This is a genomic window from Neobacillus sp. PVCKKU3 (assembly GCF_058323225.1).
In genome coordinates this window covers 14,681-28,913 of the sequence record NZ_JBLVQN010000014.1, presented here as the reverse complement: position 1 = coordinate 28,913, position 14,233 = coordinate 14,681, and the positions used below count along the sequence as shown (strand labels likewise).

Annotated in this window: 11 protein-coding genes; 2 read left to right on the top strand and 9 right to left on the bottom strand. The window is 42.6% G+C overall.

The features are described from left to right. Positions 1–50 precede the first annotated feature (50 nt). From ACNQGS_RS11375 to hemE, 9 genes are all read right to left on the bottom strand, one after another. The gene (locus tag ACNQGS_RS11375) at positions 51–1,322 is read right to left on the bottom strand and encodes a M48 family metallopeptidase (RefSeq protein WP_491487393.1); all 1,272 of its coding nucleotides are present in this window, start codon (positions 1,320–1,322) and stop codon (positions 51–53) included. A 137-nt stretch (positions 1,323–1,459) separates the two neighbouring features. Continuing rightward, on the bottom strand, positions 1,460–2,236 hold the full coding sequence (locus ACNQGS_RS11370; protein WP_491487392.1) for an enoyl-CoA hydratase-related protein: 777 nt from the start codon (positions 2,234–2,236) through the stop codon (positions 1,460–1,462). A 74-nt stretch (positions 2,237–2,310) separates the two neighbouring features. Next, a complete protein-coding gene (locus ACNQGS_RS11365; RefSeq protein WP_491487391.1) occupies positions 2,311–3,873 on the bottom strand; it encodes a fatty acid--CoA ligase family protein in 1,563 nt (520 codons plus the stop codon). Positions 3,874–4,039: 166 nt separating this feature from the next. After that, positions 4,040–5,029, bottom strand: a complete 990-nt coding sequence (lplA, locus tag ACNQGS_RS11360) for a lipoate--protein ligase (protein WP_491487460.1) — start codon at positions 5,027–5,029, stop codon at positions 4,040–4,042. A gap of 17 nt (positions 5,030–5,046) precedes the next feature. After that, positions 5,047–5,781 carry an MBL fold metallo-hydrolase gene (locus ACNQGS_RS11355; RefSeq protein ID WP_491487390.1) on the bottom strand — a complete coding sequence of 245 codons (735 nt, stop codon included), beginning with the start codon at positions 5,779–5,781 and terminating at the stop codon, positions 5,047–5,049. Between the two features lie 116 nt (positions 5,782–5,897). Then, positions 5,898–8,132, bottom strand: a complete 2,235-nt coding sequence (locus ACNQGS_RS11350) for a YhgE/Pip family protein (protein WP_491487389.1) — start codon at positions 8,130–8,132, stop codon at positions 5,898–5,900. A 196-nt stretch (positions 8,133–8,328) separates the two neighbouring features. Then, positions 8,329–9,756 carry a protoporphyrinogen oxidase gene (gene hemY, locus ACNQGS_RS11345; RefSeq protein ID WP_491487388.1) on the bottom strand — a complete coding sequence of 476 codons (1,428 nt, stop codon included), beginning with the start codon at positions 9,754–9,756 and terminating at the stop codon, positions 8,329–8,331. 36 nt (positions 9,757–9,792) lie between these two features. Next, positions 9,793–10,725 carry a ferrochelatase gene (gene hemH, locus ACNQGS_RS11340; protein ID WP_491487387.1) on the bottom strand — a complete coding sequence of 311 codons (933 nt, stop codon included), beginning with the start codon at positions 10,723–10,725 and terminating at the stop codon, positions 9,793–9,795. Positions 10,726–10,885: 160 nt separating this feature from the next. Continuing rightward, positions 10,886–11,932: a uroporphyrinogen decarboxylase gene (gene hemE, locus ACNQGS_RS11335; RefSeq protein ID WP_491487386.1), complete on the bottom strand. Its 1,047-nt coding sequence runs from the start codon at positions 11,930–11,932 to the stop codon at positions 10,886–10,888. A 237-nt stretch (positions 11,933–12,169) separates the two neighbouring features. On the opposite strand from hemE, the gene ACNQGS_RS11330 reads away from it, so the two are divergent. Both ACNQGS_RS11330 and ACNQGS_RS11325 read left to right on the top strand, forming a co-directional pair. Then, positions 12,170–12,664, top strand: a complete 495-nt coding sequence (locus ACNQGS_RS11330) for an antibiotic biosynthesis monooxygenase family protein (protein WP_491487385.1) — start codon at positions 12,170–12,172, stop codon at positions 12,662–12,664. Between the two features lie 168 nt (positions 12,665–12,832). Then, complete coding sequence (locus ACNQGS_RS11325) at positions 12,833–14,227, top strand: hypothetical protein (protein WP_423801458.1); 1,395 nt, start codon at positions 12,833–12,835, stop codon at positions 14,225–14,227. The last annotated feature ends 6 nt before the right edge of the window (positions 14,228–14,233 follow it).

Sequence of the window (14,233 nt, the reverse complement as noted above, 5' to 3'; positions counted from 1 at the left end):
AAGCGAAAAAAGCTGAAGATCAATGATCCTCAACTTTTTTTAATAAAATTTTATTCTGTTCGATGCTTGACCTCATATTCTTCCAGTTTGGAAATTCGGTCCAGCATTGGCGGGTGGGTGTAGCGGAAAATTTTCACCAGCATCGGCGGATTGACTTGACTTAAGCCATTGCGTGTCAACTCTTGAAATGATGTGATGGCGGCATCCGGATTTTTCGTCATCTCAATTGCATAGGTGTCAGCCCTTGTTTCCTGATAGCGGGAGACGAGATTTGACAGCGGGCTTGAAGCAAATAGCAGCATTGAGATAATCATGTAAAATAACGGGAGCGACCGTATATCCTTTGTGTTGGAAATTTTCAGTTCTTTTCCAAAGCGGGCAACCGCCCAATTCATCATCCGGTAGGTTACATACAACCCGAGAAGCGATAGCAGCAGGTAGCCGGCAATTCCCCAATATATATGCTTCTCCACATAATGCCCCATCTCGTGAGCCATGATAAATAAAATTTGCTCATCTGAGAGTTTATTTAAGGTAGTATCCCAGAGGACAATCCGGGCATTGGAGCCAATCCCAGCGACGTAGGCATTCATGGCATTTGTTTTTTCCGCCATATTCACCTCAAAGACATGCTCCGCAGGGATATGGGCCTTATCAGCCAATGTCAGGATTTTGGTTTCTAATGCTTTATCTTTCAAAGGGTAAAAGTCATTATATAACGGATCGATAATGACAGGCTGAATAAACATCATAAATAGAGTGAACGGAACCGACAATAGCCAGGCGTAAAGCCACCATCGTTTTTGGCTTTTTCTCATTAACCAGTATAAAACAGGAACAATAATGAGCCATGTTGCATAATTAAGCCAAAAATCAATCAGTTCGTCCTTCATCCACGAAGGAAAGGATTGCGTTGAAATATGATATGTTTTTGATAAGGAAAAGCTGATATAGCTTAATGGCAGTACCGCAACAAAGGCAAACAAGGATAACCAGAATAGGTAGACCGGGGTGTGCAGCATTTTATGTTTCACCGAGTCCTCAGCCCAGCGTTTGAATGCCTTCGACAAGCCAAATAATAAAATCAGAAAGTAAATCAGCCATTCGAGCGGAGTAGATAGGAAAAACAGTAGATTTCTAATTTTCGAATATTCCTCACTCAAGCTAAGTTCTCTTCCATTTAAAAAAGTAGCCGGATCCGCCTTTGTTCCTTCATATTCAAACGGAAGCTTCGGGTCGGCAAACTGGAATAAGTACCAGTAAAAAAATAAGCCATATAAAACAAAGGCCAAAACTGCATAGACCCCCATTTTTCTTGCCATGATTTGTCCCCCTTTGTGTACAACCCTCTATATTTAGTTTAGTTTAAAATGCGGGAAATAGAACTTCTTGTTTTTTTTCTTCTAAAATAGTTTCGGTCACGCAGAAACATCTACGTGACCGAATTTGAAAAACTAGCTTATTTCCCCTTAAAAACCGGTTTTCTTTTCTCTCCAAATGCCTGAAGTGCCTCAATTCTGTCTTCTGTCGGGAGTGTCACCTCATATGCCTTGCGCTCAATTTGCAGCCCGGTGTTCAAATCAGTATTCATACCTTGTTTAACCGCAAATTTCGCCTGCTGTAAGGCCACTGGACCATTAGCAAGGATTTTTGAGCAGAATGCACGACTTTCAGCCAATAGCCCATTACCTTCTACCACTCTTGTTAAAATGCCATAGCTAAAGGCTTCATCTGCCGTTAGCCTCCTAGCAGTTAAAATAAGCTCCAACGCCTTCGCCTGCCCAATCAAGCGCGGCAGCCGCTGTGTTCCCCCTGCCCCCGGAATGATGGCAAGACTCGTTTCTGTCAGCCCCATCAAGGCACCGCTTGCGGCAAACCGAAAATCGCAAGCCAAAGCAAGCTCCATCCCGCCTCCCAAGGCAAATCCATTGATCGCTGCAATCGTCGGCTGCGGCAGCTGGTCAATCGCATTAAAACATTCGTTGATTTTAAACAGATTACGCTTCACCTGTTCATCCGTCAGGCTTTTGCGCTCTTTTAAATCGGCACCGACACTGAATGCCTTCTCCCCTGCACCAGTAAAAATAACAGCCCGTATATCCGGATTGACGCGTATTTCCTCAACCGTATTCTGCAATTCCATTAAAGTTTCATGGTTAAAGGCATTCAGCGCATCAGAGCGATTGATTGTAACAATCGCTATGTGGCTGGCAACCTCAAGTAAAATGGCCTTCATTTATCCTGCACCCCTTTCGCCTTTATAAATTCGAAAAAGACAAGCTAAAAGCCTGCCTTTTTCATTTAAAAATTTTAGTTCCCAACAGTCTGCGCTACCTGTGTCTTTAAAGCGCGTCTTAAGATTTTACCGGTCGTATTCTTTGGAAGTTCCTCTAGAAAGACAACTGAAGAAGGAACTTTATACTTGGCAAGATGCTCCTTGCAGTAGCTAATCATCTCTTCTTCCGTAAGATCTGCCCTTTTACTTACGACATATGCCTGTACCGCTTCTCCTTGGTTCAAATCCGGAACACCAAGCACCGCAACTTCAACAACATCAGAATGATTATAGATGACTTCTTCTACCTCACGTGGGTATACATTGTAGCCGCCAACGATAATCATATCCTTTTTGCGGTCAACAATATAAAAATAGCCCTCTTCATCCATTCTTGCCATATCTCCCGTATGAAGCCAGCCGTCCTTAATGCTCGCTGCCGTTTCCTCCGGCATTTTATAATAGCCCTTCATTACGTTTGGACCACGGACAATCAGTTCGCCAACCTCGCCGACAGGAACCTCTTCGCCAAGTTCATTCACGACTTTGTTTTCCACATTAACAATGGAAGGTCCGATCGAACCTGCCTTGCGTGGACGATCAAGCGGGTTAAAGCAGGTAACCGGAGAGGCCTCCGAAAGACCATAGCCTTCAGAAATGAGCACATCAAATTTCTTTTCGAAGTTTTCTAATAGGGCAACAGGCATCGCGGCACCGCCGGAAATGCAAAGACGTAATGAACTTAAGTCCTCAGGGCTTCCTTCCGGATATTGAAATAAGAAATTATACATGGTTGGTACACCTGCAAAAACCGTCGCCTGATATTCTTTCGCAAGATGAAAAATATCCTTCGGGCTAAATTTCGGAGCAATCAATAGAGTTGCTCCTTTTAACAGCGGTGCATTCAAAGCAACCGTTAAGCAAAAAACGTGGAACATTGGCAAGGTTGTAATCACACGGTCGGCATCATTCATTTTCAAATAAGTGCCGACATCACTGGCATTGCTATACAGATTTTTATGTGTCAGCATCGCGCCTTTTGGCTTACCCGTTGTACCTGAAGTATAAAGGATAATGGCGGTATCATCGTCATGAAGTTCGGGACCCTGGAAACTTAATTCACCGGATGCCACCACATCTGTAAACGATTTCATTTTAGAATACACGGAAAATCCCTCAACACCAGGCTGTGCCAATCCCTTTTGCTCTGTTTCGCAAATAATATAGTGGCTCACTTTCGGAAGCATGGTATGAACTTTTTCCGCTAATGGAATCATCAGATCAAGGCCGACAACCACTTTTACATCGCCATTATTCAGGATATAACCGATCTCATCAGCGGTATAAATCGGATTGACTGGTATAACTGTTGCTCCTAGGCGGAGTGCCCCATACAACCCAATGATAAAATGCGGGGAATTCCCCAGCAATAGTGCGATATGGTCCCCTTGTTTTACCCCCAATTTTTCAAGGCCTGAAGCAAACTTGGTAATCGCCCCATCCAGTTCGGCATATGTACTGGATTTGCCCATAAAGTGGTAAGCAATTTTCGTGGCTGAAGCCTTGGCAGTTTCATGAAGCTGTGTCGATAGATTCATATTCTCTCTCCCCTCAAATGAATGAATACTCATTCACAAATTCGTAACAATTTTCTAAATATATTATATTGCTAGAAATTTATCTATACAAGTATAATACTTAAAAATTTCAGAAAAAAATAAAAATAGGAAGCGTTTTAATTCAAACGCTTCCTACATCCAAAAATTAGTATATTAAGTTAATAAAATCTTCTTTGGAAACATTTCCAAAATAATACGTTGTATCCACATCTTCCAGCGCACTTTCCATTTCGCTTTTTTCATAACGAATCCCACTAAGGCGCTGTTCTATTTCACTGACATCACCCACACCAAAAAAGTCACCATAAATTTTGCAATTCTCGATGATTCCTTTGTTCACTTCAAGCCGGACATCAATGGAACCGACCGGGAACCTGTGCGAGTGCTGTAAATTGAATTTTGGAGACTTTCCGTAATTCCAATCCCAGTTTTGATATCTTTCTTTGGAAAGCTGATTGATTTTTTGCCAATCTTCTTCCGTTAACACATACTCAGGAACATCTTCCTGTCCTTCAAAAATATATTTAAGGAGCAGGGAGCGGAATTCCTCGATGCTTATTTTTTCTGATAAAAATTCAGAAATGTTAGCAACCCGGCCTCGGACTGATTTGATTCCTTTTGATTCAATCTTATCTTTCTTCACCTTTAAAGCAGATGCAACGTTTTCCATTTCCGAATTCAAAAGCAGCGTTCCATGGCTGAACATTCTTCCCTTAGTGGAAAATTGGGCATTCCCGGAAATCTTCCGTCCTTCTACTTCAATATCATTACGGCCGCTTAGCTCGGCATTTACCCCCAACTTTCTTAAGGCCTCAATCACCGGTTCAGTAAATTTACGGAAATTATGAAAACTTTCACCGTCATCCTTCGTGATGAAACTAAAGTTTAAATTCCCCAAATCATGATAAACCGCCCCGCCGCCTGATAATCGGCGGACCACATGGATGCCGTTCTCCTCCACATATTCGGTATTAATTTCTTCAATCGTATTTTGATTCTTGCCAATGATGATGGATGGCGCGTTTATGTAAAATAATAAATACGTTTCATTAATATCTAGATTTTTTAACGCATACTCCTCAATCGCCAGGTTAATGCGCGGATCAGTAATACCTTTATTATCAATAAACAGCATACTCACCAAATCCCCCTTTAAAGTTGAATAGCCTGAAATTCTTCTGCAAGTTTTATTATACCAGTAAATTCACCTGATGCCTCATGAACTAGGTCACTTACATTCCCGTAATGCGGCAGGTGAGTGAGAATTAATTGCTTTACGCCTGCCTCAAGGGCAAACCGGCCAGCCTCTACACTGTTCATATGGCCTGCCGATTTACCATTTTGATGCCCGTAAAAGTTGCATTCGCATAACAACACATCTGCATTGCTGCTAAACTGAATAAACTCCTCTTTAAAGGCGCTATCCCCTGTATAAACCAATGACTTGCCGCCCGCCTCAAATCTCATCGCATAGCAAGGCACAGGATGGTCTGTTTTTAAAAAGCTTACTTGAAACGGACCGATAGACAGGACCTGATTTGGTTCATAGGCAATTCCTTTCGTAATTGTTTTATAGGTTAATTTTGTAAACTCATGCTGATCAAAATGGTGCCCATAGATTGGCAGGGTCGGAAATTGTTTTCCCAAAAAGCCTTGGATCAGCCTCGCATGCTGCAGGACACCGATATCGGCAATATGATCAGGATGGTAATGGGAAAGAATAACCGCATCAAGCTCCTCAGGCTCAACGATATTTGGCAGTTTCGCAAGAACTCCGCTGCCGCAATCGACTAGCAGCCGAAACCCTTCATGTTCAAGTAAATAGCCTGAGCTTGCTGCATCCTTTTTTGGATAGCCGCCCCAAAACCCGATGACCGTCAATTTCATGATAAATCCCTCCAAAATTCCAGTTCATTTTTAATATGTACATTCTCAGCAGCTCTTTACTATATTCATACACGAAAAGACCAGCCGTATCAATGTTGAAGGCTGGTCTTTCAAGTTTATTCATGTGCTGCTTTAAATTGATGCTTCATCCTCATCGCATAGTTGACAATTGACAATACGCTGAAGCCAACAATAAAGCCAAATAAAATGAGGGCATTTTCCCACATAAAGCTGAAATCACCGCTTGAAATCACCGCTTTAAAGCCCTGCACCGAATAGGTCATCGGCAGGAAGGCATTAAAATGCTGCAAGAAATTTGGAATCAATTCAAGCGGGAATGTTCCTGCACTTGTTGTTAATTGGAAAATCAAAATGATAATCGCGATAAACCGACCGGCATCTGCAAGTACTGAAACAAGCAATTGGATTAACGCAATAAAAGTTAAGCTTGTAATTATGGAAAACAAAATAAACTTTGGCATGCTTTGAACTTCAAGGTTTAATCCAAACAGAAGGATTGCATCAGCAATCAATGCCTGGGTTATTCCGATGCCTGCCATAATGGCAAATTTGCTGGCAAACCAATTAAAACCGTTTGCCGGTCGGATGGCAGCATCTCTAATCGGGAAGACAATCGATAATAATAGAGCACCAACAAATAATCCTAATGATAGGAAGTATGGCGCAAACCCTGTTCCATAGTTTGGTACAGTATTTAAACTTTCCTTATCCAGTTTGACCGGTTTTGCCATCATATCATAGGTTTTGTTGTCTGTGTGAACCTTTGCAGCCTCATCGGAGCCCTCTTTCAATTTATCCGCCAACTCCTTGGCACCATCAGACAGTTTTCCTGCTCCAGCTTTTAACTGCTCCGAGCCATCTGCCAGCTGTCCGGCACCAGTAGTGATGGCATCGGCACCTGCGGATAATTGCTTCATCCCAGTTGAGAGACTGCCCGCACCGCCATTTAACTCATTAGAGCCTAAATATAATTGATGGACCCCTGCCTGTAAGGCCTGCTGCCCTTGGTTGATCGTTCCGATACCTGATAACAATTGATCAAAGTATGGGTTTGTCTGGCTGGCGATTTTTTCTTCAAGGCCTGACGTTGCTCCTGAAAGCTTACCAGTCAACTCTGTTTTAAACGTATCAAACCCTGCACCCAAATTGGAGGTCAGCTTGGCAGATACAATCGGCTTTACTATAGCCTTGATTTGTTCCTTTGATTCCGCTTGAATAATCTGCTGTGCGTACTGTTCTGGGATACCGCTGGCAACCAGTGCCTTTGTTTGGTTTTCAATGATTGGCCCCATCATACTTTGCACTTCAGCCGGAGTAAATTTCCCACTTGAGATCAGGCTTTGAGCTATTTGATTCATGGCTTGCTTTTGTTGATAAATTTGTCCAGCAGTCTGGTCAGCCATTTGCTCAATTAATGACGTGGATAACTGGGATTCAAAACTGTTGATCCCATTATTTAATTCCACAACACTGCCGCTCAATTGGTTATTAATTTCTTTCGCAATTCCTGCAGGGAGCTCCTGTTTCAATTGCGCTGCACCCGCATAGGCCTCCTTTGTTCCGGCCACAAGCTTTGGAAGATTGGAATCCACCTCAGACAAACCAGCGCTAAGCTTAGATGAGCCATCTGCTAGCTTAGCCGATCCGGCATCCGCCGTTTTCATGCCGTTATCAAATTCAATCGATTTTTCAGCAAGCGTTGCTAGCCCTGCATAGAGGTCTTTCGAGCCTTGAGTTAATTCTTTAGACCCGTCGCTTAACTGGCCCGCACCATCGCTTGCTTTTTCAACTCCATCAGCAAGATCGGTTATTTTAGAAAAAATAGTCTCAGCATACGTTTCCGTTACCTTTTCAGAAACTGCGGTTTTTATTTTTTCCACGGCCGTTCCGCCAATTTGGGCTGATAAGAAGTTATAACCTTCGTTTGGGACATAGGTTAATGTTAGTTTTTTCGGTTGGTCGTCCATTAATGTGGTCGCATTTTCCGAAAAATCGTTCGGAATTTCAATCAGCATATAATATTTTTGTTCTTTGAGCTTTTTATAACCCTCACTTTTGCCAACCGATTCAAAGCCAAACTCCTTGCTTTTCTCTAGTTTTCGCACTAGGTCATTGCCAAGCTTTAGCTTTTCTCCGTCAAGTGTTGCCCCTTTATCTTCATTAACTATGGCTACAGGCAAATGATCCAGTTTGGCGTATGGATCCCAAAAAGCCCAAAGGAACATTCCAGCATATAACACCGGGACCAGCATGACCGCAATAATCGGGATTAAGATTTTTCTATTTTTAAGAATAGTTGATAGTTCAGCCTTTAATAGGTTTGGTTTCAACCTTATCCACCTCTCTAATATTGACTAATTTGTTCATTCAGTCATTAATGTTCTAAAAAGAAGGACTATCCATCAGACAATCCTAAAAAAACACTCATAAATGACCATATGAACGTTTCAGTCATTAATACTTAATGAGTATACTCCCATTTTAATTTGTTGACAAGAAAAATTAAAAAAGAAGCTGGTTTTATATTCAGCTTCCCTTTCTTTTTAAAAACTCCAGTACATTTTTAACGGCTGCTTCTCCTTGGTCGATACAATCGGGGACACCGACACCGCCGTAGGATGCTCCAGCTAAAAACACGCCCGGCAGTTCTTGTTTCATAGCCTCCAGAATAGTAGTGAGCCGCTGTTTATGCCCGACCGTATATTGAGGCATCGAGTTTTTCCAGCGGGAAATGACAGCAAAATCAGGACTCATATTAATTTGCATGATTTTGTTTAAGTCATCAAGGACGATTTTAACGATTTGGTCATCGGACAGATCTACTACCGTTTCATCACCCGCCCTGCCTACATAACAGCGGAGCAAAACTTTTCCCTCCGGCGTAGAATGCTCCCATTTTTTATGTGTCCAGGTACAGGCCGTTATTGTATAATCACTGTTTCTAGAAACGACAAAGCCAGTCCCATCTATGTCCTCATTTATGGCCTCTTCCGGGAAGGCCAAGGCAACTGTGGCAACGGAAGTCGAGGGAACATATTTCAAAGGTTCAAAAAAACGAAAATCCGAAAACATCGCCTGCGTTATTTTGTGAGGGGTGGCAGCAATAATACTATCGGCTGTCAGGCATTCCCCATTGTTCAGATAAACCTCATATTTATTATTTACACGAGCGATGTTCTCCACCCGATGCCCTTTTAAAACCGAACTGGCATCTAATTTTGCTTCAATCGCTTCAGCAAACGATTGCAAGCCTGTTTTAAAGGTGAGGAATCCGCCTTTTTTTGATTTCCCTTTATCACCCTGCTGTTTTGGCTGCGCCGGAGTTGATTTTTTCATCCCCAATATCAGGCTGCGGTGCTTCTGTTCTACCTCATAAAATTGCGGAAAGGTGGCCATCAAGCTCATTTGATCGATATCGCCTGCGTAAATTCCTGAAAGCAGCGGTTCAATTAAGTTCTCGACCACTTCATCGCCCAACCGCCTTCTAAAAAAATGACCTAATGCTTGGTCTTTTCCACTTTCAGAGCGGGGCAATATTAAATCGGCCGCTGCTCTCAGCTTTCCTGGAATGGAAAATAAGCCCGTTGTCATAAATGGCCCCACTTCTGTCGGGATTCCCATGATCGAGCCGCCCGGCATGGAATGGAGCTTTTCATTCACCAAAACATAGGATTTCCCCGTTGAGTTTGGTACTAATTGATCGTCCATCCCAACTTCCTTCGCCAGCCGGATGATACTCGTTTTTCTGGCCAAGAAGGAATCCGGACCTCTTTCAATGGTGAAACCGTCTCTTACAACAGTCTGCATTTTTCCGCCGAGTCGGTGTGAGGCTTCAATAAGTTGGATCTCCAGCGGGAGATTTTTCTCCTTTACTTCTTTTTGAAGATAATAGGCTGCGGTCAAACCGGCAGCTCCCCCACCAATAATAATTACCTTCTGTTTTTCTTCTGCCACCTGACGTCACCTTCTTCAAATTGAATTTTCAAGTCCCTAATCCGCTAACTTCTTTAAGATGACGGTTGACAATGTATCAATGAATTCTTCCTTTGCATTAGGCATTTCCGGTCGATAGTAGCTCACGCCCAATTCACGGGTAACAGCCTTACATTCATAATCATTATCATATAGAACCTCAAGATGGTCCGAAACAAATCCAACTGGTGCATAGACGAATGCCTTATAGTGATGGTTATGATATAAATCTCTCGTTAAATCTTGAACATCAGGTCCTAACCATGGCTCCGGCGTATTTCCTGCGCTTTGCCAGCCAATCACATAATTCTTTACTCCTGCTTCAGCAGCAATTAAATCCGCAGTTTCTTGCAGCTGTTTTGGATATGGATCCCCAAACTGAAGAATTTTTTCCGGCAGACTGTGAGCCGAAACAATCAGCACCGCATGATCCTTTTCTTCTTCAGGCATTTGTTCAAAAGTTTGTTTGAGCTTATCCGCCCAGTAAGAAATAAACTTTGGTTCCTGATACCAGCTTTCAATCGTTTTTATCGTAAGTCCGCCTAATTTTTCTGCCTCTTCAACCGCTCTGCCATTATAGGATTTTACGCTAAAAGTTGAAAAATGCGGGGCAAGCACGATACTTACTGCCTCTTTTATGCCGTCCTCATGCATCTGTTTAACGGCATCTTCAATAAACGGCTCAATATGCTTTAAGCCAAGATACATTTTAAATTCGACTTCATCTTGAATTTTATTTAAATATGCTTCTAGCTTTTGACCTTGTTCAAGGGTGATTTTTGCTAAAGGAGAAATCCCGCCAATCGCTTCATAGCGATTACGTAGGTCCTCAATCATTTCCGGAGTTGGTTTTCTCCCATGCCGGATATGGGTATAGTATCTTTCCAGGTCGTCTGCATTGTAGGGGGTACCGTATGCCATCACCAGCAAGCCCATTTTCTTTTTCGTCATCGTTTGCACCTCTTATGTAATTTTCCGTATTCTTTAATTAGGGATAGGGCCACAAGGCTTGTGCAGTCTCAACCTGACATCCCTTATGGCCCTTTTTAATAGCTCTTTTATTTTGCCAAAAATCTGCTCTTAATACCAATAAAAAGCTTAATTCAACAGGTTATCTGCCGTTTTTCGCTGCTGAATACTCATGAACAAAAGCCGTAAGTTTTTTCAAGTTTTCCGGATTAACAGAAGGGAATACCCCGTGGCCTAAATTAAAGATATATCCGCCTTGCTCCATTCCCTGATCTAAAATGGCTTTTGCCCTCTCTTCAATTACTTCCCATGGAGCCAAAAGGATCGCTGGGTCAAGATTTCCCTGGACTGTTTTCTGAATCCCCATTTCCCGTGCTTGGCGGATTGGCAGACGCCAATCAAGACCGACAACATCCAGCGGCAGGTCATTCCATTCCAATGCCAGGTGGCTTGCGCCGACACCGAACATGATTAATGGAACATTCTCTTCTCTTAATGAAGAAAAAATCCGGTTCATGACTGGTTTAATAAAATAGCGGTAATCCTCCACATTTACAGCGCCAACCCATGAATCAAAAATTTGAATAGCGCGTGCTCCGGCTTTGATTTGCGCTTTTACGTATGTAATGACCATATCGCCTAGTTTATCCATCAACGCAAACCAAGCCTTCGGCTCAGCGTACATAAACGCTTTTGTCTTATTATAATTTTTCGAAGGGCCTCCCTCGATCATATAACTGGCAAGCGTAAATGGGGCACCGGAAAATCCGATTAAAGGCACGGATAATTGTTCCTCTGTCAATAATTTAATCGTATCGATCACATAAGGAATATCTTCTTCAGGATTCAATTCCCCTAGTTTTTCCACATCCGCAAGCGAACGAATTGGATTGTCAATGACCGGACCGATGCCGCCTTTGATTTCCACGTTCATCCCGATGGCCGGAAGCGGTGTCATGATATCCTTGTACAAAATCGCGGCATCAACATTATATTGGTCAACAGGCAGGCGGGTGACATATGCACACAATTCCGGCTGATGAGTGATTTCAAATAGAGAGTATTTTTCTTTAATTTCCCGGTACTCCGGCTGTGAACGTCCTGCCTGGCGCATGTACCAAACTGGAACATAATCCGTCTTCTCTCCCCGAGCTGCTTTTAAAAATGTTTCATTAATAGGCTTTGCCATAAAAATAAGTCCACCTTTCAAGACATTCTGTTTACCATTTTAATATATAGAACAAGATTTTAAAAACTTTCTTTCATACACAGTTGTCTTCACTATATCGATAATTTCCTCCTCTGCATAGCAAACGACTACTTTTGTCAAAAAAAAGTCGATTTTTACGTTTGAAAATGAGTTTAAATAAGAAAATAGTTTTTGCATAAGCTATTACTTAAGATTAGCTTAAGGGGGATTTAAAAAATGACCGTATATATTACCAGCGGAACACTCGATTTTTTAAAAACGATTAAAGCGAAATATCCCGCTGAAAAAATTATGATGATGAGCAGTGCAAATGGGGCATTATTATTCCATGAAACTGCCGGAAAAACCGTTTTTAATGAACCAAGGAAATATGAAGTCTTTGAATCAATTGGGGAAATGAGTGGCGAAGGGTTTGTTGTGATGAAAAATATTCCCGTTACACCTGAAGGACACCCCATATTTGAACATCACCTAAAAAATCGGAGCAGCAAACTGGAAGGCACACCTGGTTTTATCGCCCTTCGCGGGCTCCGCCCCTTGGCTTCAAATACATATATAATTATGATTGTGTGGACCGATGAAAAATCTTTTGAAGATTGGCATGTCACGAATTCATTTCTTGAAGGGGATAAAAACAATCCCGAGAATGACGATCTTCCAAACATATTCGAAAGTGCACCCTATATCAGCAGCTACACAATTGAAGATTAATTTTTCAAAAGGAATGGAGAATCTAGCCATTCCTTTTTCCTTTCCACGGTTAAAAATTTTGTTTTTCCTCCCGCTCACCTCTTTTAAGCAAATTCATATTCTGTATTACATCCAGCCGGGCAGATACCTATTACAAAAGTCCATGGATGAAAGAAAGGAGGTCATTTTATGCTCGTGGAGCTTACTGCTCTTCATTGGATCTATGTCGTCTTTATTGCACTGATTATTGGTTTTATGGTCATGAGACGTGACACGACAATTGTCTGCATTGCCGGTATTTTCTTAATTGGTCTTATCGCCACAGGCAGTTTAAGTCATGCGATAAGCAGCATTTTTAATAGTTTTGCATATGCGATAACAGAATTATTGTCCACGATCCTTGTCATCTCCATCATTGTGGCGATGAGCCATACGTTAACCACAACAGGGATCAATGATGTGATGATTTCGCCTTTCCGGAAGTTGATTCGCAACCCGGCATTAGCATACTGGACAATCGGAATTTTAATGATGGTCATCTCCTGGTTCTTTTGGCCTTCACCCGCGGTAGCTTTGCTCGGTGCCGTCCTTCTTCCTGTTGCCATTAGGGCTGGGCTCCCTGCTTTGGGCGTTGCCATGGCCATGAACTTATTCGGGCACGGAATTGCTTTATCGGGTGATTTTGTCATTCAGGCTGCACCGAAACTGACATCTGATGCCGCCGGGATACCCATCCAAGATGTCATTGATGCTAGCATTCCTTTAGTATTTATCATGGGTATTGTGACAACAATTGCGGCCTTTTACTTCCTGCGTCGTGACATGAAGCGGGGAATTCTGAAGGCCGATACATCGATTATCTCCGCTTCTGAAGCTGAAACCACACAGCAGGGGCTGCTTTCTCTCTCCCAGAAACGATTCTTTGCCATAATAGTTCCTTTATTATTTGCCGCTGACGTTGCTGCGATGACAATCCTTGATTTAACCGGTGGAGATGCAACAGCTTTGATTGGCGGAACCTCGATTTTAATTCTTCTGTTAATCTCATTGACAAGTTTCAAAAATGAAGGTCTTGAAAAAACAACAAGTTACTTGATTGAGGGCTTCCAATTTGGTTTTAAAGTCTTTGGTCCAGTCATTCCAATTGCCGCTTTCTTCTACTTGGGAGATGCCGGCTTTACGAAAATCATCGGAGAATATCTGCCGAAAGCCTCTCAAGGAATAGTCAACGACCTAGGTCTGGCACTTGCTAACATTGTTCCGTTAAGCAAGGCGGTTGGAGCCGTTACTCTGACTGCTGTTGGTGCCATTACCGGACTTGACGGCTCAGGATTTTCCGGTATCTCACTAGCAGGTTCAGTTGCTGCTCTTTTTGCCGTAGCGATTGGAAAAGGGGCGGCTACCCTGACGGCGCTAGGTCAAATCGCCGCCATCTGGGTTGGCGGTGGAACCCTTGTCCCTTGGGCCCTCATCCCGGCGGCGGCAATTTGTAATGTTGACCCCTTCGAACTTGCACGGCGAAATCTTGTTCCGGTCGTAATCGGCCTTGTGGTGACCACGATAGCGGCAATGTTTCTAATTTAACTATCT